Source organism: Phreatobacter sp. (assembly GCF_030691135.1).
Lineage (GTDB): Bacteria > Pseudomonadota > Alphaproteobacteria > Rhizobiales > Phreatobacteraceae > Phreatobacter.
In genome coordinates this window covers 1-18,986 of record NZ_JAUYFA010000034.1, presented here as the reverse complement: position 1 = coordinate 18,986, position 18,986 = coordinate 1, and the positions used below count along the sequence as shown (strand labels likewise).

Here is an 18,986-nt window from a genome sequence, read left to right as displayed (position 1 = left end):
GGCTAGGGTCCGTCCGGTGGCGCGCCGGCAATGCGCCAGGAGTCGCGGATCGCATGCTGTTGAGATGGCGGGAGCCGTGAGAACTCGGCCGAGACGGCATGGAGCTTGTCACCGCGCTTCACAGCGCCGACGAGAAAGAGCGGTCGGTTCTTGCTCTCCTGGACGAGGCGACCAAGATATTCCCCGAGGATGCCGAGCACCAGCAGTTGAACGCCGGCGAACAGCGAGGTTGCGGCCATAAGACTGGTCCAGCCGTCAATAACAGAGCCGCGGGCCCATTGGACGAGGCTGTAGCCGAGCATGCCGAGCGCTAGGAATGCGAATACCAGGCCACTCCACGTGGCGATCCTGAGTGGTCGCGTGGAAAAGCTCGTCACCGCGTCGACAGCGAGGCGCACCATCTTCCGGAACGGGTATTTCGTGGTTCCCGCGTAGCGGCCTTCGCGCCGATAAGGCATTGCGACCTGGCGGCCGCCGATCCAGCTGACCATGCCGCGGATGAACCGGTGCTGCTCCGGCATCAGCAGGAAGGCATCGACAACAGTGCGCGACATCAGTCTGAAGTCCCCTGCGTCGCGGGGAATGGCGGTATCGGTGAGCCAGGACAGGGACCGGTAGAACAGGTTCGCGCAGGTCCGCTTGAACCAGCTTTCCCCATCACGTCCGGTGCGAAGGCCATAGACCACGTCGGCGCCCTGATCCATCTCGACCATCATGGATGACAGCAGTTCCGGCGGGTCCTGCAGGTCGGCGTCGGTCAGCAGTACGCGCTCGCCGAGGGCTGCCGCAAGACCCGCCGAGGACGCCAACTGGTGGCCATGGTTGCGCAGCAGCCGCAGGCCGACCACCCGCTCATCGGCGTTGGCAAGGGCCTCGATCAATGTCCAGGTCGCATCGGTCGAGCCATCATCGACCAGGATGATCTCGTGGTCCCCGCCAACCGCGTCCGAGCAGGCCGCGCTGCAGCGTCGATAGAATTCCCGAAGACCCTCTGCCTCGTTGAAGCAGGGCGCAACAACCGAGACCTGCGGTACGGCACCCTTCACCAGTGGCCTCTCGGCATTTGGCCGGGGAGTCACAGCCATGCGGGAAGCCTGTCCATGGCGATGATCGCCTCGACGTCGAATCTTGGCCGCACAACCGCATAGTCTGCGCCGCGTACCAGCACTTCCGGCGACAAGGGCCGCGTGTTGTAGGTTCCTGCCTGGACCGCGCCATAGGCGCCGGCCGTCATCACCGCGAGGAGGTCGCCGGGCCCGACCTCGGGAAGCTTGCGGCCGAGGGCGAGATAGTCGCCGCTCTCGCAGATCGGGCCGACCACATCCACCTTTGGCTTCGGCGCACCGGGGACGGGCTGACGCACCGGCCGGATCTCGTGATGGGCCTCATAGAGCGTCGGGCGGATGAGATCGTTCATCGCGCCGTCGACGATGACGAAGGTGTGGCCCTCGGTTTCCTTCACATAGATAACGCGGGTGACGAGGATGCCGGCATTGCCGACCATCATGCGGCCGGGCTCCATGATGACCCTGGCGCCGAGGCTCGCCGTATGGCGCTTCACCACCTCGGCATAGCGGGTGGGCTCGGGCGGCGGTTCGTTGTCGTCGCGATAGGGGATCCCGAGGCCGCCGCCGACATCGACATGGTCGATGGCATGGCCGTCGGCCCGGAGCGTTCCGACGAATTCGGCCAGCAGGGCATAGGCGTCGTCGAAGGGCTGCAGATCGGTGATCTGCGAGCCGATATGCATGTCGACACCGGCGATGTGAATGCCGGGGAGCTTCGCGGCGCGGGCATAGGCCTCGCGGGCGGTGGAGATGGGGATACCGAACTTGTCGCCCTTCTTGCCCGTGGAGATCTTGGCGTGGGTCCTGGCGTCGACGTCGGGATTGACGCGGAAGGAGACATGCGCTGTGCGCCCGAGGGACGTGGCGATGCGGGAGAGCTGCGCGACCTCCGGCTCGCTCTCGACATTGATGCAGAAAACGCCCGCCTCCAGCGCCGCGGCATGCTCGGCCTCGGTCTTGCCGACGCCGGAGAACATGATCCGGTCCCCGGGGACCCCGGCTGCCAGCGCCCGCTTCAGCTCACCGCCGGAGACCACGTCCATACCGGCGCCGAGCCGCGCCAGGGTCTTGATGACGGCCTGGTTGGAATTGGCCTTCATCGCATAGCAGACGAGGAAGTCGAGGCCGGCGAAGGCTTCCGAGAAGACGCGATAGTGCCGTTCCAGCGTCGCCGTGGAATAGCAGTAGAACGGCGTGCCGACCTCGGCCGCGATGGTTTCGAGCGGCACGTCCTCGGCGTGAAGGCGGCCGTCGCGATAGGCGAAATGATGCATGGCGGGGGTGTTCGGCTTCGGTGTCGCGGCCTTGCGGCGGGCAGGTCTAGAGCAGCGGATCGAGGATGAACTGCCCGGAGGGGATCAACTGGCCGCCGCCGACGGGTCGGTTGCGGTCATAGTCGCGGCGCGCCGCCGGTTCCGCCTGACGCTGGGCGGGGTTTGCGGGATCGGCCGGGACCTCGGCCCGCGGCGGCAGGTTCGGCGGTGTCGGCCCGCCGATGGGCGAGGGTGTCTCGCCGGGGAGTTCCAGGCCGCCCCTGCGGCCACATCCGCCGAGCGCCACCGCGCCCACAAGGACAGCAAGGAGGGCAGTGCGGCGGGTCAGCGATCGGTTCAATGCGAGATCCTCAGCGAATGAGCGGGCGAACCATAACGGAAGCGAAGAAGGACTGCGAGAGGGGGCAGGCTTTGCAACGTCGGCAGCGCCGGGCAACGCCAGGCCGCTCCCCGACCCGTCAAACCGGCGAAAAGCAGACGCTTGGGTATGGGCCAAGGGCGGCGCTCGCACCAGCCTTTCCGGAACGCGTGACGGGTCAGATCGCGCTTCAAAAAATCGAACGCATGACATGAACGACTGAGCAAAGACCTCGCCGGCTGCGGTGGAAGCTGCAGACGAGACGAGACGTCGAACAGGGAGGATCACCAATGCGCAGGACAATTCTCGCCATTTTTGCCGCCGTGGCCATCTTGCTGCCAGGCTCGGCTTTCGCCCAGAGCGGCGGCACCATCAAGATCGGCATTCTGGTGGCTCTCGAAGGCGCCTTTGCGGCTGGCGGCGCCGACGGCGTCCGCAACGTCGAACTGGCGCTCAAGCAGATCAACGGCACGATCGGCGGTCGCCGGATCGAGACTGTCGTCGCCCCGACGGATACCCGTCCGGACACGACCATCCGCATGGCACGCAAGCTCATCGAGCAGGATCGCGTCGACATCATCATCGGTCCCCTGTCGGGCTCCGAGGGCATCGCCATGCGCGATTTCGCCAAGACGATTCCCGGCAATGTGGTGATCAACGGCATTTCCGGTGCGCTCGAGACGACCTGGGTCGACCCGGCGCCCAATTTCTACCGCTTCAATCTCGACGGCGCCCAGTGGGGCTTCGGCCTCGGCAGCTACGTGGTGAAGCAGAAGAACTGGCGGCGCGTGGTGAGCATCGCCGGCGACTATTCGTTCGGCTACACCAACTTCATGGGCTTCGCGATCGACTTCTGCCGGGCTGGTGGCGACATCGTCCAGCGCTTCTGGCATCCCCTCGGACAGGCCGACTTCGGCGCCATCATCGCCCAGCTGCCCGACAACGTCGACGCGATCTACCTCGGCCTCGGCGGCACCGACGCCATCAACTTCCTCAACCAGTACCAGCAGGCCGGCGAGCGCACGCGGCTCATCGGCGGCACCATCATGGCCGACCAGACGGTGCTGACCGCCCGCGGCCGCGCCAAGGAAGTGCTGACCGGCACGCCGACCTCCGGCCCCTTCGCCGTCGACAACCCCGACGCGGCCTGGCAGGCCTATGTGAAGCTCTATCAGGACAGCTTCCCGGCCAACCAGCGCTTCCCGACGCCCTCGCTCTTCGGTCTCGGCTACTACATCGCCACCCTCGCCGCGATCCGGGGTCTGGAAGCGGTCGGCGGTGACCTCAGCAACGGTCAGGCGCGCTTCAAGGAAGCGCTGAACAAGATCCAGCTCGACAGCCCCATCGGCCGGATCACCCTCAACGAGAACCGCCAGGCAACAGGCACCGTCTTCATCAACGAGGTCGTCGAAGGAACCGACGGCAACCTGACGAACAAGATGGTCGCCAGGACCGACAACGTCACCCAGACGCTCGGCATGACCGCCGAACAGTACCGGGCGATCGGACTGCCCTCCCGCAACGTCGTCGACTGCGCCCGGTTGCGCGCCGGCGGCTGACCCACGGGAACACTTTGGGAGAGGCCGGCACCCCGTTGCCGGCCTCTTTCCCATCAGGTTCCTCTCGCGGATTGTCCTGGCGACACCCAGGGCGACAAGGCGGCCCGGATGACGTTGATCGGCTATCTCACGCGAACCCAGTTCGCGGATGGGGCCATCGACGATGCCCTGCCCGAAGAAGCTTCGCGGCTCGGCAAAGCGCTGGTGCTCATCGACACCGAACCCGGAGCGGCGGAAGCGCTCGCCCGCGTCCGGGACGCCTTGCCGCGCATTCGGCTGGCGACGACCACCGTCAGTGCCGGCGCGCCGCTGCGCGGTGAGATCGCGCGGGTGGCGGAGGAACTGAAGTGCGCCGAAGCCGCGACCATCATCGCCATCGGCGGTGCCGGGGCCATCGGTCAGGCGCGCCTCGTCGCCGACGCGGCTGTCCGGCGCGGCGGTATCTGCGCCGTCATCGCGATCCCGGTCAGCCTTTTCGACCTCGGCCTCGGCCGGCAGGTCCGTCCGCGCGACGGCGAGCCGGTGTCGTGCCCGCGGCCCGACCGGGTCATCGCCGACCCGACGGCGCTGGCCCACGTTCCGCCGCGACGGCTGGCGGCGGCGGGGATGGAAATCCTGGTCCACGCCATCGAGGCCTATGCCAGCCCGTCCTTCAATCCGCCGGCCGACGGGCTGGCCCTGGAGGCGGTCCGCCGCCTCGCCCGGTGGCTGCCGTTGGCCGTCGCCTCGTCAGACAATGCAGAGGCACGGCGCGAGGCGCTCGCAGGAGCCCTGACCGCCGGTCTCGCCATGGAAAAGAGCATCGGCGGCGTCGATGCCCTCGCCCATCCGCTCGAGGATGACCTGGTGGGAAGGGCGATGCCCGGCGAGTTGCACGTGCCCGTCCTTGCCGCCTTCGTCGGGTTCAACGCCCGGGCCGTCGGCGATCGCTATGGCGCGCTCTCGGACACCATGGGCCAGGGCGGCGCGGTCACGGGCCTCGACATCCAGCTCGCCGCCTTCGCCCGTGCCCTCGGCCTGCCCGCGGCCCTGCGGGAAACGGCGACCGACCCCAACCGCTTCGCCCAGGTCGCCGTCAGGGCGGCCGATGATCCCTCCGCTTTCGCCAATCCGCGCCTCCTCACCCGGGGCGACTGCGAGCGCATCCTGGAGGCTGCATGGTGAGCCGCCGCCGCCAGGCCAGCATGGCGATGCGGACGGCCGCGAGAAACACCGGCAGGCGCGGCGAATCGCCCGTTGCCAGTGCGGAAGCGCGCGTTAAGCTCAAGAAAAAAGGGCTGCGACAAAAACAAGACAAGCCCGTTCATCAGGGAGGAGCGTTGTGAGTGTTGCTCACGCTGTCGCGCACGGCGTGTTTGGTCGCGTCTGCCTCTACGTGATGGACAAGGCCATGGCGCCGCATGCGCATCGGGAAGGTCATCTGATCTTCCATATCCACGGGCCGCCGGCCGAGGTCGTGGTCGACGGACGGCCCTATCCGCTGTCGTCCGGCCAGGCCGTGGCGGTCAGTCCGTGGCAGCCGCATTTCTACCGGCCGCTCGTCGCGGGCGACAACGTGCTGGCCCTGGTGCTCTACATCCGCCCGGGCTGGTTCGTCCATGCGAGCTGCCAGGCCTCGGAAATCCTGCGCTTCGGGCGCGTCGGCGTCGAAGTCTCAGACAGGCTGGCGCGCCTGTTGGCCGATACCAGCCAGCTCCTGTCGGCCAGGCGCGGCAGCGACGGCGACTTCGAGGATCGCCTGAGCGCACTGACACAGGCCTGCTTCGACCAGACCTGGCAGTGGACGGCGGAGGGGCAGCATTTCATCGGCCGGGAAAGACCGCTGCGCGACTTCCGCATCCGGCGGGCGCTCCGGCTTCTCGACGCGGCGCTCGGCGAGCCCGTCGATCTGGCGCGCCTGTCACGCGCCGCCGGCCTGTCGCGGCCCCACTTCTTCAAGCTGTTCCGCGAACAGATCGGCCTGCCACCGACCATCTATGTGAACGCGCTGCGCATGGAACGGGCGATCGAGCGGCTGGCGCTCGGCAAGGAGACCGTCGCCGATATCGGCCTCGACCTCGGCTTCTCGACGCCTGCCAGCTTCTCCCGTTTCTTCATCGCCAACGGCGTCGTGCCGCCGAGCACCTATCGGCGCAGTGTCCTGACCCATGCGCAATGACCCCGGTGATGGCCGCGAAAGAAAAGACCCTCGGTAAAGCCGACTGTCGCAGGTCGGCCTAGCCTTCGTCGGGCTGGCGGCGACGGTGCCGCGGGCTTTCATGTGTCGACGGTGTGATGGAAAAGTTCGCCAAGAACCATCCTCTCTGGACTCTGGTGATCGCGCTTCTGGTGGTGGCCTTCCTGTGGCTCGTCCTCGCGCCATGGCCTGCGGAGCTCGAGGCGGCGGTCGGACGCAAGCGGGTCTTTCTGAACGCCCTGCTCGGCGGTGTGACGCTCGGTGCGCTCTATTTCCTCGTCGCCTCGGGGTTCACGCTGATCTTCGGGCTCATGCGGACCGTCAACCTCGCCCATGGCTCGCTGTTCCTGCTCGGCGGCTACATCGGCTACGAGGTCGCCACCTATTCGGGGTCCTGGCTCCTCGCCTTTCCCGTCGTCTTCGTCGTCGTCGGTCTCGTCGGCCTCATGATGCAGCGCTTCATCTTCTCCCATATGGAAGGCGAGGAACTGCGCCAGACGCTGGTCAGCATCGGCCTGTCGATCGTGCTGGCGGATCTGATGCTCTGGTACTGGGGCGGCCAATCCTACACGACGCTCGCGCCGGCCCTGCTGCGCGGCCCGCTCGAACTGCCCATCATCTCGTCGATCAATCCGACCAGCGGCGAAGCCATCTACATCCGCTATCCCGCGGTGCGCGTCTGGATCCTCGTCGCCGCGATCGTCATCGGCCTGGCCATGTGGCTGGTGCTGAACCGCACCTCGCTCGGCATGGTGATCCGTGCCGGCGTCGACGATCGCGAGATGCTCGCCGCCTCCGGTGTGCGCATCCAGCTGGTCTTTCTCGCGGTCTTCGTCTTCGGCGCCGGCCTGGCCGGGATGGCCGGGATCATCGGAGGCACATTCCAGTCCCTGTCGCCGGGTGAGGACACGCGGTTTCTCCTCGCCAGTCTGGTCGTGGTGATCGTCGGCGGCATGGGCTCGATCGTCGGCGCCGCCATCGGCGCGATCATCATCGGCGTCACCGAACAGATGGGTCTGGTCTATGCGCCGACCTATTCGGTGGTCTTCACCTTCCTGATCATGGCGGCGGTCCTGGCTTTCCGGCCACAGGGCCTTCTGGGCGCGGGGCGGTGAGCGATGTCGCTGGCTGATCAGGCCGGGCCCCGGGCAAGCGCGGGCATCACCAAAACCGCCGGGCCGACATCATGGATCGAGCGGATACCGCCGGCCTGGTGGGCCGCCGCCCTGGTTCTCCTCGCGATGCCTCTCGTGGCCAACAATTTCTGGCTGTTCCAGGTGATGGGCTGGACCTTCATCCTCGGCATGATCGCGGTCAGCCTGACCTTCCTCGCCGGCTATGGCGGCATGGTCAGCCTGCTGCAGATGAGCATTGCCGGCCTCGCCGGCTACATGGTGGCCATCCTCGGTCCGTCGGGAACGACGTCGATCAGCCTCGGCCTGTCCTGGTGGATCGTGCTGCCGGCGGCCTTCCTGATCGCGGCGATCTTCGCCACCCTGTCGGGTGCACTCGCGGTCAGGACCGAGGGCATCTACACGATCATGATCACCCTGGCGATCGCCGCGGCGTTCTTCTATTTCACCCGCCAGAACTACACGATCTTCAACGGCTATTCAGGCTTCAACCTGGTTCTGCCGCCCCGGCTTTTCGGCGTCGACTGGCGCGATCCCACGGCATTCTACTATCTGTGCCTGGGGTGTGCCGCGCTGTGCTACGGCACCGTCGTCTATGTCTCCCGCTCGCCCTTCGGCCTCGCGCTGCAGGGCGTGCGCGACAATCCCCGGCGCATGGCGGCCCTCGGATTCAACGTCACCGCCCACCGTGTCGCCGCCCATGCCTTCGCCAGCATCTTCGCCTCCATGGGCGGGATCCTGCTGGTCTGGCAGAATGCCCAGATCGCACCCGGAACGATCGGCATATCCTCCGCCATCGACGTGCTGGTCGTGGCGGTCGTCGGCGGCATGCGTCGCCCGCTCGGCGCCTTCGTCGGCGCCTTCATCTACGTCATGCTCCAGACCTTCTCGCCCGACATCCTCGGCGCCTTCGGCTTCTCGGCCGAGCGCTTCAAGCTGATCATCGGCATCGGCTTCCTGGCCGTGGTGCTGTTCTCGCCCGACGGCGTGCTCGGCCTCTGGGACCGCTGGCGCGCCCGGACCGGCCGACGGGTCGATCCCCTGACGGGGCAGCCGCGATGAGCCTCTCCACCGTCAACGAGCGCCCGGGGCAGATGAACGCGGGCAATGCGCTTGAACTGCGCGGCATCACCAAGATGTTCGGCGCTCTCGCCGCCATCGCCGATGTGACCATTTCGGTGCGTCCGGGCGAGCGGCGTGCGGTGCTCGGCTCCAACGGTGCGGGCAAGACCACCCTGTTCAACTGCATCACCGGCGATTTCCCGGTGACCTCCGGCATCATCCGCTTCTTCGGCGAGGACGTGACGGCCTTCCCGCCCTATGAGCGCATCCGCCGCGGCCTGCGCCGCACCTACCAGATCTCCTCGCTCTTTGCCGGCCTCAGTGTCCTCGACAATGTCTACCTGGCCTGCCGCGGCGTCTCGCGGAACCGCTATTCGCTCCTGCGGCCGCGCAGCGACGATGCCCTCGTCCATGCCGCCGAGATGCTGGTGGAGGCTGTTCACCTCACGGCGGTGAAGGACCGCCTGGTCGGCGAGCTCGCCTATGGCCAGCAGCGGCAGCTCGAGATCGCCCTGGCGATGTCGGGCGCTCCCCGCTTCATCCTGTTCGACGAGCCGGCGGCCGGCCTGTCGCCGACCGAGCGCCGCGATCTGGTCACCATCCTGACCTCCCTGCCAGCCCATATCGGCTACATCGTCATCGAGCACGACATGGACGTGGCGCTGCGCGTCGTCGAGAGCGTGACGATGATGCACAACGGACGGGTCTTCAAGGAGGGCAAGCCGAGCGAGATCGAGGACGATCCGGAGGTCCAGGAACTCTATCTGGGAGGCGGGCATGGCTGAGCGCTTCCCCGTCCCTGCGAAGGCCGGAACTCCGGTCCTGCAGTTGCAGGGCGTCAATGTTTTCTACGGCCGCAGCCATGCCGTTCAGGGCGTCGACCTGACGCTTCAGTCGGGCGTGCTCTCCGTGGTCGGCCGCAACGGCATGGGCAAGACCACCATGTGCAAGGCCATCATGGGCCTTGTGCCGATGTCATCGGGCTCGATCCGGTTCATGGGCGAGGAGATTGGCGGCCTGGCGCCGGCCGATATCGCCAGGCTCGGCGTCGGCTACGTGCCGCAGGGCCGCCGGCTGTGGCGCTCGCTGACCGTGCACGAGCACCTGCGGCTGATGTCCAAGCCGAAGGGGCGATGGACGCCGGAGCGAATCTACGAGGTGTTCCCGCGGCTGGCGGAGCGGCGCAACAACGGCGGCGCGCAGCTGTCCGGCGGCGAGCAGCAGATGCTGGCCATCAGCCGCGCACTGCTGATGAACCCGCGCCTCCTGATCATGGACGAGCCGACGGAGGGGCTGGCCCCCGTCATCGTCGCCCATGTCGAGGAGACGCTGGTCCGTCTCGCCGCCGACGGCGACGTGTCCATCCTCGTCATCGAGCAGAACATCGGTGTCGCCACCCAGATGTCCGACCCGGTGGCGATCATGGTCAACGGGCGGATCAACCGCGTCATCGCATCGGCGACGCTGGCAGCGGACCGCGACCTGCAGCAGCGTCTGCTTGGCGTCGGCCGACACGGCCATGACGATACCGACGCAGGAGGTCAGGAGGCGGGGCCGGGCGTGCCGCAGGGTGCTGTGCCGGCGCCGGTCGGCCAGGGGCCGATCCGGATCTACATGGCCAATCCCGTCACCCCGACACGCTGGTCGAAGGATGTGCCGGCAGCCCAGATCGAAGCCTCGGCCCGCACAGTCTCGCGCCCGACGCTCGCCACCATCGACGGCCGCGTGATCGGCGACACTTCTGCCCTGGCCGCCCGTGGACCGAGCGAGCCCCATGTCATCATCGCCGGGACGCTCGACACCAAGGGCGAGGAGATGCGGTTCGTCCGCGACATCATCAAGGCGGCGGGGCTGCGCACCCGGCTGGTCGACGTCTCGACCCAGGGACGCAATCACGGGGCCGACGTATCGGCGCAGGAGGTGGCGCTCGCATCCCCGCGCGCACTCCCCGGCCTCGCTTCCGGCGATCGCGGCGCCGCGGTCGCGGCGATGACGGAGGCTTTCGCGACCTGGACCGCCGGGCAGCAGGACGTGCTCGGCCTGATCTCGGCGGGCGGCTCGGGCGGCACGGCGATCGCGACCGCCGCCATGCAGATGCTGCCGATCGGTGTGCCCAAGATCATGGTCTCGACCATGGCCGCCGGCAATGTCGCGCACTATGTCGGCTCCACCGACATCACGATGATGCATTCGGTCACCGACGTTCAGGGGCTGAACCGCATCTCGCGCGCCGTCCTCGGCAACGCGGCGCATGCCATGGCCGCCATGGCCAAGGCCCATCTGGCGAGCCCCCGGCCGGATCCGCTGCGCGACCGGCCCCTCGTCGGCCTGACGATGTTCGGGGTGACGACGCCCTGCGTCCAGCAGGTCGCCAAGCTCATCGGCGCCGAATGGGAACCGCTCGTGTTCCATGCCACCGGCGTCGGCGGGCGCTCGATGGAAAAGCTGGTGGACTCACGGCTGCTACAGGGCGTCATCGACGTCTCGACGACCGAGGTCTGCGACATGCTGATGGGCGGCATCCTGCCGGCGACCGAAGACCGTTTCGGCGCGATCATCCGCACCAGGCTTCCCTATGTCGGCTCGGTCGGCGCCCTCGACATGGTCAATTTCGCCGCGCCGGACACGGTCCCGCAGCACTATCGCGGCCGAAATCTCTATCCCCACAATCCACAGGTCACGCTGATGCGGACCACCGTCGACGAAAATCTCCGCATCGGGCGCTGGATCGGCGAAAAGCTGAACCTCATGGAGGGGCCGGTGCGGTTCCTCATTCCCGAAGGCGGGGTCTCGTCTCTCGATGCGCCGGGCAAGCCGTTCTTCGATCCGGAAGCCGATGCCGCTCTCTTCAAGGCCCTCGCCGAGACCGTCCGCATCACGACGAACCGGCAGCTGATCCGGCTGCCGCATCACATCAACGATCCCGCCTTCGCCCAGGCCCTGGTCCGTGAGTTCCTCGCGCTGCACCAGGGCCGCCGCGGCGCCGCGCGCAGAAGGACCTGACCCATGCCGCGTTTCTCCAGGTCCGAACTCCTCGACCGCTACCGGGCCATGGTCGCCCGTGGCGAGCCGATCGTCGGCGGCGGCGCCGGAACCGGCCTGTCAGCCAAATGCGAAGAGGCCGGCGGCATCGACCTGATCGTTATCTACAATTCCGGCCGTTTCCGCATGGCCGGCCGCGGGTCGCTGTCGGGGCTGATGCCCTATGGCGACGCCAACCAGATCGTCATGGAGATGGCGGGCGAGGTCCTGCCGGTGGTGACGAAGACGCCGGTCATCGCCGGCGTCTGCGCCACCGACCCGTTCCGCCAGATGGACGTGTTCCTCGACGAGGTGAAGCGCATCGGCTTTGCCGGCGTGCAGAACTTCCCCACCGTCGGACTGATCGATGGCGTCTTCCGGGCCAATCTCGAAGAGACGGGCATGGGCTACGGCCTCGAGGTCGACATGATCGCCCTCGCCAACGCCAAGGACATGCTGACGACGCCTTACGTCTTTTCGCAGGACGATGCCCGGCGGATGGCGGGCGCCGGCGCCGACATCATCGTCTGCCATCTCGGCCTGACGACCGGCGGTTCGATCGGCGCGGAAACCGCGCTGAAGCTGAAGGACTGCCCCGCCATCGTCGACGCCTGGGCGGCCGCGGCCCTGGAGGTGAAGCCGGACGCCGTCATCCTAGTCCACGGCGGCCCTGTCGCCACGCCCGCCGATGCCGAGTTCATTCTCAGGAACACGCGTCACTGCCACGGCTTCTACGGAGCCTCCTCGATGGAGCGCCTCCCGGTCGAGGTGGCGATCCGCGATCAAACCCGCGCCTTCAAGGCCATCAGCCGCTGACACGGCCCACCCAACACGACGAGACCAGCACAGAAACGTCGGGAGGAACATGACATGACCGGACAGCTCATCGGAGCCCTGATCCTCTGGCTGATCGTCGCCGTGATCGCCATTGCGATCATCGTCTATCTCGTCAACTGGCTCTACCGGCGATCGTCGAAGGAAGTGTCGTTCGTCCGCACCGGCCTCTCCGGCGAGAAGGTGGTGATCAACGGCGGCGCCTTCGTCCTGCCGATCATCCACGACGTCACCCCGGTCAACATGAACGTCCTGCAGATGGCGGTGACGCGCAGCAAGGACACCGCCCTGATCACCCGCGACCGGATGCGGGTCGACATCGACGCCGAGTTCTATGTGCGGGTCAGGCCGGACAAGCCCTCGGTGGCCATCGCCGCCGCCACGCTCGGCCGGCGCACGCTGCAGCCAGACCAGCTGAACACCCTGCTGTCGGGCAAGTTCATCTCGTCGCTGCGAACCGTCGCCGCGGCGATGTCGATGGAGGAGATGCACGAGCAGCGCGGCGTCTATGTCCAGCGCGTAAAGGAGGCCGCGGCCGAGGCCCTCAACCAGAACGGCCTCGTCCTGGAATCGGTGGCAATCACCGACCTCGACCAGACAGACCTCCAGTACTTCAACCCGTCCAACCGCTTCGACGCCGAGGGTCTGACCCGCATCATCGAGGAGATCGAGGAAAAGCGGAAACTCCGCAACGACATCGAACAGGAGTCGATGATCAAGATCCGCTCCCGCAATCTGGAGGCCGAGCGCCAGGCGCTCGACATCGAGCGGGAAAGCGAATCGGCACGGCTCGAACAGCAGCGGGAGATCGAAATCAGGCGTGCTGTGCAGCGGACCGAGATCGCCCGTGAGCGCGCCGCCCGCGACACCGAGGCGGAACAGGCCCAGATCGTCTCCCGTGAGGAGATCGAGAAGGCCAAGATCGCCAATGAGCGGGCGATCAGCGAGGCGCGCATCGCCTCCGACCGCGACATTCGCCAGCAGGAAATCGCCAGGACCAAAGCCGTCGAGGGAGCCGAGATCGCCGCTCGCGAGGAGATCGAGACCGCCAGGATCGCCAATGATCAGGCTATCCAGGCCGCCCGCATCGCGTCGGACCGCGAAATCCGCCACCAGGAAATCGAGCGCACCAAATCGCTGGAGCAGGCCGAGATCGGCGCGAGGGAGGCGGTCGAGCGCTCGAAGATCGCGCAGGAGGCGCAGGTGAGCGCCGACCGCATCGATCGCGAGAAGGAGATCAAGAACCTCGAGATCGCACGCAACAAGGCGCTCGACGAGGCTGAGATCGCAGCCCGCGAAGCGGTGGAGAAGGCCCGGATCGCCCAGGACATCGCGCTCACCGCCGATCGCATCGCCTCCGACGAGGGCAGGCGCAAGCTGGAGATCGCTCGCAACCGCACGATCGAGGAAGCCGAGATCGCGGCGCGCGAGGCGATCGAGGCCATCCGGATCGCTCAGGAGAAGGCGACCGCGGCCGAACGTATCGCCTCCGCACTCGCCACCCGGCAACTGGAGATCAACAGCACCGAACAGCTCGAGGCGGCGGAGATCAAGCGCCGCGACGCGGTCGAGCGGCAGCGCATCGCAGCGGAGCTCAAGATCGAGGAGGACCGGATCTCCTCGTCGCAGACCCGCGAAGTGCTGCAAATCGAACAGAAGAAGGCGGTGGAGGTGGCCGAAGAGGACCGCGCCATCGTCATGGCCGCCAAGCGCGCCGAGCGCACGGGTGCCGACAAGACACTTCGGCAGACCGAGATCATCGCCAAGCAGGAGGTCGAGAAGGCTGATGTCGCGCGCGAGCAGGCGCTGGAAGCGGCACGGCTGGAACGGCGCCGGGCCATCGAGCAACTCGAGGTCGCCCGCGCCCAAGCGCTGCAGGAATCGCAGATTGCCTCCAACGAAGAGGTGGAGCGCGCCCGTATCGCCTCCGACCGTGGTCTGGACGAGGCCCGTGTCGGTCGCCAGCGCGACCTGCGCAAGCTCGAGATCCAGCGCGAGCGCGACGTGGAAGACGCCGCCATGGACAAGGCGATCACCCTCTACGCCAAGTCTCTCGAGGAGAGCGCGGCGGCCGTGAAGGCCGAGATGGCCAGAGCCAAGGCCGTCGAGGCGGCCGAACTCGTCCAGACGGTGAAGGAGAGCGAGACTGCCAAGCGCCGCAAGACCGTCGAGGTGATCAACGCCGAGAGGGCCGCCGAGGAGGTGCGCATCGCCGCCGAGGCCGACAAACTGCGCAAGGCCGTCGACGCCGAGGCCCAGAAGCTCCTCTACGAGGCGGAGAACGTGCTCACCGACGGCGCCCGTTACGGGCTGTTCCGTCGCCGTCTGCTCGACCGGATCGAGGGCATCGTGCGCGAAAGCGTCAAGCCCATGGAGAAGATCGAGGGCATCCGCATCCTCCATGTCGACGGCCTGCAGGGCACTGGCAGTGGCGGGGGAGGATCGTCGCGCACGCCGACCGACGAGGTGATCGATTCGGCCCTGCGCTACCGCGTCCAGGCGCCGCTGATCGACCAGGTGCTCAAGGAGATCGGCATCGAGGGCGGCAGCCTCGCCAAGATGGGCGGGCTCATGCGCGAGGCGTCCGACATGCAGCGGGTGGCCAAGGATGCCCAGCCGCCCAAGCCCAAAGATGACGGCGAGAAGAAGTAAGGCAGACGATCATGGCCCGCGTCTATGTCTCCAGTGTCGTCAATGCCCCCGCAGCCCGGGTCTGGGCCCGGGTGCGCGACTTCAACGGTCTGCCCAACTGGGTCCCCGCCGTGGCGGAGAGCCGGATCGAGAACGGCGAGCCCGCCGACAAGGTGGGCTGTGTCAGGGCCTTCTCGCTGCGCAACGGCGACAAGCTGCGCGAGAAGCTTTTGGGCCTGTCCGACTTCGACATGTTCTGCACCTATTCGATCCTCGACAGCCCCATGCCGCTGACGGAATACGTGGCGACGCTGCGGCTGACCCCGATCACCGATCAGGATCGCACCTTCGTCGAATGGTCCGCCGAGTTCGACTGCGCGCCGGAGCGGGAGCAGGACCTCGTCTCGAACATCGGCACCAACGTGTTCCAGGCGGGGTTCGACTCGCTCAAGCGCGCGTTCGGAGGGTGATGTGCCCAAGGTCGTCCGCAGCACCATCATCAACGCGCCGGTCGACGCCCTCTGGGCTGTCCTGCGCGACTTCAACGGCCACGACCAGTATCACCCGATCGTCGCCGCCAGCGCGATCGAGCGTGGTCATGCCTCGGACCGGATCGGCTGCGTCCGCAGGTTCACCCTGCAGGACGGCAGCGAGCTGCGCGAACAGCTGCTGTCACTGTCGGACCTGGAAATGACCTGCAGCTACTGCCTTCTCGACACGCCGATCCCACTGTTCAACTACGTCGCCCATATCCGGCTGCTCCCGGTGACCGACGGCAACCGCAGCTTCTGGCACTGGGAAAGCCGCTTCACCACGCCCCCGGGCCGCGAGGCGGAACTGGCGGAGACGGTCGGCAACGACGTCTACTCCGCCGGGATGGAGGCTGTCCGCCAACTCCCCGAACTCCAAGGTGGAGCGCCCTGACCATGCCCTTCGAGTTCCGCACCGCATCGACGCTTTCGGACGCTGCAGGCCTCATCGCGGGCGACCGCAGCGCGCGGCTCCTGTCGGGCGGAACGCTGATCATGCGCGACATCAACGAGGGGCGGCTCACCGACGGGCTGATCCTGCGCATCGTCGATCCGGCCTACCGCCAGATCTCACTGTCGGGCCGGGTCGAACTCGGTGCCGGCGTCACCATGGCCGCGATCCTGAAGCGCCGCGAGCTCGCCTACCTGCATGCTCCGGCGCAGGCCATCGGCGGACCGGCCGTGCGCAACATGGCCAGTATCGGCGGCAACCTCTTCGCCGAGACTCCCTATGGCGACTTCACGGTCGCGTTGCTGGCCCTCGATGCGCAGGTCATGGTCATGCAGGGCCTTGGTGCCCCGCGCGCCGTTCCCCTGGAGGAGTTCCTCGCCGGCCGCTCGCGTGGCGGCCAGGGGCTCGTGACGGCGGTCCAGTTCGCCCCGCCCCAGAATGCCGCCGACTTCCGTTTCCGCAAGGTGAGCCGGGTCAAGCCCAAGGGCCTCGCCGTCCTGACGATTGCGGCGCACCTGCCCATGTCGGGCGGCCGGGTGAGCGGCGCGCGGGTCGCATTCGGCGCCATGGCGCCGGTGCCGATGCGCGCGAAGGCGGTGGAGCGCGTGCTGGAGGGCAAGGCGCTCGATGCCGCCGCCATCACCGCCGCCCGGGCCGCGGCAGCGGAGGGCATTCGGCCTGTCACTGATGCCATCGCCAGCGAATGGTACCGGCGCGAGGTCCTGCCGGTGCATTTGGCCCGGCTCCTGTCGGGCCAGGACTGAGGAGGCACCCATGGCCAAGATTCCCGTCCAGTTCCGTCTCAACGGCTCTGACCGCGCCGCCTTCGTCGGCCCCTCCGATAATCTCCTGACGCTGCTTCGCCGCGGCCTCAACGATTTCGGCCCCAAATACGGCTGCGGCCAGGGAACCTGCGGCACCTGCACCGTGCTGGTCGACGGCGACTTGCAGCTGTCCTGCCTGACACTGGCCGCCACCTGCGAGGGCAAGCATGTCGAGACCGTCTCCGGCATGGCCGAGGGCCCCGTCCTGCATCCGCTCCAACAAGCCTTCATGGACCATTTCGCGGCCCAGTGCGGCTTCTGCACGCCGGGGATGCTGACGGCGGCCAAAGCCCTTCTCACGGCGAACCCGAACCCGACCCGTGCGGAGGTGATCGACGGCATCTCCGGCAACATCTGCCGCTGCACCGGCTACGACGCCATTATCGAGGCCATCCTGGCCGCCGCCCGCGGCGGCCAGGCGACGCGCGCATATTGACGGAGGCGACGATGCTGGAATTCCGCAAGGATCTGTTCGCCGCCGAGCGCGACGACAATCTCAACATTGTCGGCAAGGGCGCCCAGCGCCAGGACATGCCCGGCCACGTCACCGGCCGCTCGCCCTTCTTCGACGATCACGCCTTCGAGGGGCTGCTCCATCTGAAGGTGGTGCGCAGCCCCCATCACCACGCCCGCATCCGCTCCATCGACACCACCGCCGCCGAGCGGGCGCCGGGCGTAAAGCGCATCCTGCGCGGCGCCGACGTGCCGCTGAACAAGAACACCCTCCTGAGCCTGATCAATTTCGGCAAGGACGACGAGCCGACGCTGGCCGTCGGCAAGGTCTCCTACAAGGGCGAACCGGTGGTGGCGATCATCGCCGAATCCGAGCAGCAGGCGATGGCCGCGCGGGCGCTCGTGCGCGTCGACTACGAGGTGTTGACTCATGTCTTCGACGTCGAGGAGGCGCTGAAGCCCGGCGCGCCCGTCGTCAACGAGACCTATCCGAACAATTACTTCGAGTATCACGACCGCTACGATCATTCGAAGCTGCGTTTCGGCGACGTCGAGAAGGCCTTCGCCGGTGCCGAGTTCATCGTCGACGACCGCTATCAGATGTCGCCCATCGAACACGCGCCGACCGAGACCAACGGCTCGATCGCAGCGCCCGAGCAGAACGACCGCTTCGTCGTGCATTCCTGCGCGCAGGGCCTGTTCTTCTCGCTGGGCACGGCGGCCAAGATCCTCAAGCTGGAGTCCAACCGCCTGCATTTCGTCGGAGGCACGGTCGGCGGCGGCTTCGGCGGCAAGGTCGATTCCCTCACCGAACCCCTGTCGATCCTCGGCGCCATGATGACCGGCCAGCCGGTCCGTTATGTCCTCGATCGCGAGGAGGAGATGCTCTACGGCTCGCCGCGCGGTGCCGAGCGCATCTACATCAAGGACGGCATCATGCGCGACGGCCGCATCGTCGCCCGCCGCATCCGCAGCTATTTCGACGCCGGCGCCTATACGCGGCTGTCGAGCTACGCCGCGATCAAATGCACCGCGCATCTGCCGGGGCCCTACACGATCCCCAATGTCAGCGCCGACATCTATGTCGCCTACACCAACCGCTGCCCCTCGACCGCCATGCGCGGTTTCGGAATCACCGCGGTCGATTTCGCGCTCGAGGTCCACATGGACAAGGGCGCCGAAGCCTGCGGCATGGACCCGATGGAATTCCGCATCCTCAACGCCTACCGCGACGGCGACATGAAGGCGCATCGGCGCGTGGCCTCCAACACGGCGCTGATCGAATGCGTGCAGGTCGTGGCGGAAAAGGCGGGATGGCCGCTGTCCGACGAGGCGCGACGCCAGTCCTCCCTGACCGGTGGCGGCGGCGCCCGCGCGCTGATCCCGGCGACGCCCATCGACGATAACGGCCGCATCAACCGGCCGGAGACCCGGACCGGGCAACCGACCGAGACATTGCCGGCGGGAACCCTTCGCATTCCCATGACCAAGCAGCCCATCATGGAAGGCTCCACCGACAGCCGTCCGGTGCCGGCCGCCGTGCCGCAATACGAGCCGTATCGGCCAGCGCCCACAGCCGCGCAGCCCGCCGCGCGACAAGCGCCACCCGCCGC

The 18,986-nt window shown here is 67.4% G+C and carries 18 protein-coding genes; 15 read left to right on the top strand and 3 right to left on the bottom strand.

Going from position 1 to position 18,986, the window contains the following annotated elements:
* Positions 1–2 precede the first annotated feature (2 nt).
* From Q8O26_RS05445 to Q8O26_RS05435, 3 genes are read right to left on the bottom strand one after another with little or no spacing between them, the layout of a single operon-like run.
* Positions 3–1,046 (bottom strand): glycosyltransferase family 2 protein, encoded by a 1,044-nt coding sequence (locus Q8O26_RS05445; RefSeq protein WP_305574264.1) that lies wholly within the window; start codon positions 1,044–1,046, stop codon positions 3–5.
* Positions 1,047–1,075: 29 nt separating this feature from the next.
* Positions 1,076–2,341 carry a diaminopimelate decarboxylase gene (gene lysA / locus Q8O26_RS05440; RefSeq protein ID WP_305574262.1) on the bottom strand — a complete coding sequence of 422 codons (1,266 nt, stop codon included), beginning with the start codon at positions 2,339–2,341 and terminating at the stop codon, positions 1,076–1,078.
* 46 nt (positions 2,342–2,387) lie between these two features.
* Complete coding sequence (locus Q8O26_RS05435; RefSeq protein ID WP_305574260.1) at positions 2,388–2,681, bottom strand: lipoprotein; 294 nt, start codon at positions 2,679–2,681, stop codon at positions 2,388–2,390.
* A 308-nt stretch (positions 2,682–2,989) separates the two neighbouring features.
* On the opposite strand from Q8O26_RS05435, the gene Q8O26_RS05430 reads away from it, so the two are divergent.
* The 15 genes from Q8O26_RS05430 to Q8O26_RS05360 all read left to right on the top strand — a co-directional run.
* Positions 2,990–4,258, top strand: coding sequence for an ABC transporter substrate-binding protein (locus Q8O26_RS05430; RefSeq protein ID WP_305574258.1), 1,269 nt, complete (start codon positions 2,990–2,992; stop codon positions 4,256–4,258).
* A 108-nt stretch (positions 4,259–4,366) separates the two neighbouring features.
* Complete coding sequence (locus Q8O26_RS05425; protein WP_305574256.1) at positions 4,367–5,422, top strand: iron-containing alcohol dehydrogenase; 1,056 nt, start codon at positions 4,367–4,369, stop codon at positions 5,420–5,422.
* Positions 5,416–5,583, top strand: a complete 168-nt coding sequence (locus tag Q8O26_RS05420; protein WP_305574254.1) for a hypothetical protein — start codon at positions 5,416–5,418, stop codon at positions 5,581–5,583. Before Q8O26_RS05425 ends, Q8O26_RS05420 begins: the two co-directional genes overlap by 7 nt.
* A gap of 65 nt (positions 5,584–5,648) precedes the next feature.
* Complete coding sequence (locus Q8O26_RS05415; RefSeq protein WP_305574252.1) at positions 5,649–6,416, top strand: AraC family transcriptional regulator; 768 nt, start codon at positions 5,649–5,651, stop codon at positions 6,414–6,416.
* 116 nt (positions 6,417–6,532) lie between these two features.
* Entirely contained in the window at positions 6,533–7,549 is a 1,017-nt protein-coding gene (locus tag Q8O26_RS05410; RefSeq protein WP_305574250.1) for a branched-chain amino acid ABC transporter permease, read from the top strand.
* Between the two features lie 3 nt (positions 7,550–7,552).
* Complete coding sequence (locus Q8O26_RS05405) at positions 7,553–8,629, top strand: branched-chain amino acid ABC transporter permease (protein ID WP_305574248.1); 1,077 nt, start codon at positions 7,553–7,555, stop codon at positions 8,627–8,629.
* Positions 8,626–9,414, top strand: a complete 789-nt coding sequence (locus Q8O26_RS05400) for an ABC transporter ATP-binding protein (RefSeq protein ID WP_305574246.1) — start codon at positions 8,626–8,628, stop codon at positions 9,412–9,414. The genes Q8O26_RS05405 and Q8O26_RS05400 overlap by 4 nt, the downstream gene beginning before the upstream one ends.
* On the top strand, positions 9,407–11,632 hold the full coding sequence (locus Q8O26_RS05395) for an ABC transporter permease (protein ID WP_305574244.1): 2,226 nt from the start codon (positions 9,407–9,409) through the stop codon (positions 11,630–11,632). The genes Q8O26_RS05400 and Q8O26_RS05395 overlap by 8 nt, the downstream gene beginning before the upstream one ends.
* 3 nt (positions 11,633–11,635) lie before the next feature.
* Positions 11,636–12,466: a phosphoenolpyruvate hydrolase family protein gene (locus tag Q8O26_RS05390; protein WP_305574242.1), complete on the top strand. Its 831-nt coding sequence runs from the start codon at positions 11,636–11,638 to the stop codon at positions 12,464–12,466.
* Positions 12,467–12,520: 54 nt separating this feature from the next.
* Positions 12,521–15,136 (top strand): flotillin family protein, encoded by a 2,616-nt coding sequence (locus tag Q8O26_RS05385; protein WP_305574240.1) that lies wholly within the window; start codon positions 12,521–12,523, stop codon positions 15,134–15,136.
* An 11-nt stretch (positions 15,137–15,147) separates the two neighbouring features.
* Positions 15,148–15,585 (top strand): SRPBCC family protein, encoded by a 438-nt coding sequence (locus Q8O26_RS05380; protein WP_305574238.1) that lies wholly within the window; start codon positions 15,148–15,150, stop codon positions 15,583–15,585.
* A 1-nt stretch (position 15,586) separates the two neighbouring features.
* Positions 15,587–16,039 (top strand): SRPBCC family protein, encoded by a 453-nt coding sequence (locus Q8O26_RS05375; protein WP_305574236.1) that lies wholly within the window; start codon positions 15,587–15,589, stop codon positions 16,037–16,039.
* 2 nt (positions 16,040–16,041) lie between these two features.
* Complete coding sequence (locus Q8O26_RS05370; protein ID WP_305574234.1) at positions 16,042–16,860, top strand: xanthine dehydrogenase family protein subunit M; 819 nt, start codon at positions 16,042–16,044, stop codon at positions 16,858–16,860.
* Between the two features lie 10 nt (positions 16,861–16,870).
* Positions 16,871–17,356, top strand: a complete 486-nt coding sequence (locus Q8O26_RS05365) for a (2Fe-2S)-binding protein (protein ID WP_305574232.1) — start codon at positions 16,871–16,873, stop codon at positions 17,354–17,356.
* 11 nt (positions 17,357–17,367) lie between these two features.
* A partial coding sequence (locus Q8O26_RS05360; RefSeq protein WP_305574230.1) for a xanthine dehydrogenase family protein molybdopterin-binding subunit occupies positions 17,368–18,986 on the top strand: 1,619 nt, incomplete at its 3' end.

Bases quoted from the DNA above. Each gene is read 5' to 3' on its own strand.
- Q8O26_RS05390 (WP_305574242.1), top strand. From the start codon at position 11,636: ATGCCGCGTTTCTCCAGGTCCGAACTCCTCGACCGCTACCGGGCCATG.
- Q8O26_RS05370 (WP_305574234.1), top strand. From the start codon at position 16,042: ATGCCCTTCGAGTTCCGCACCGCATCGACGCTTTCGGACGCTGCAGGC.
- Q8O26_RS05405 (WP_305574248.1), top strand. From the start codon at position 7,553: ATGTCGCTGGCTGATCAGGCCGGGCCCCGGGCAAGCGCGGGCATCACC.
- Q8O26_RS05395 (WP_305574244.1), top strand. From the start codon at position 9,407: ATGGCTGAGCGCTTCCCCGTCCCTGCGAAGGCCGGAACTCCGGTCCTG.
- Q8O26_RS05425 (WP_305574256.1), top strand. From the start codon at position 4,367: ATGACGTTGATCGGCTATCTCACGCGAACCCAGTTCGCGGATGGGGCC.
- Q8O26_RS05415 (WP_305574252.1), top strand. From the start codon at position 5,649: ATGGCGCCGCATGCGCATCGGGAAGGTCATCTGATCTTCCATATCCAC.
- Q8O26_RS05410 (WP_305574250.1), top strand. From the start codon at position 6,533: ATGGAAAAGTTCGCCAAGAACCATCCTCTCTGGACTCTGGTGATCGCG.
- Q8O26_RS05430 (WP_305574258.1), top strand. From the start codon at position 2,990: ATGCGCAGGACAATTCTCGCCATTTTTGCCGCCGTGGCCATCTTGCTG.
- Q8O26_RS05365 (WP_305574232.1), top strand. From the start codon at position 16,871: ATGGCCAAGATTCCCGTCCAGTTCCGTCTCAACGGCTCTGACCGCGCC.
- lysA (WP_305574262.1), bottom strand. From the start codon at position 2,341: ATGCATCATTTCGCCTATCGCGACGGCCGCCTTCACGCCGAGGACGTG.
- Q8O26_RS05400 (WP_305574246.1), top strand. From the start codon at position 8,626: ATGAGCCTCTCCACCGTCAACGAGCGCCCGGGGCAGATGAACGCGGGC.
- Q8O26_RS05385 (WP_305574240.1), top strand. From the start codon at position 12,521: ATGACCGGACAGCTCATCGGAGCCCTGATCCTCTGGCTGATCGTCGCC.
- Q8O26_RS05420 (WP_305574254.1), top strand. From the start codon at position 5,416: ATGGTGAGCCGCCGCCGCCAGGCCAGCATGGCGATGCGGACGGCCGCG.
- Q8O26_RS05380 (WP_305574238.1), top strand. From the start codon at position 15,148: ATGGCCCGCGTCTATGTCTCCAGTGTCGTCAATGCCCCCGCAGCCCGG.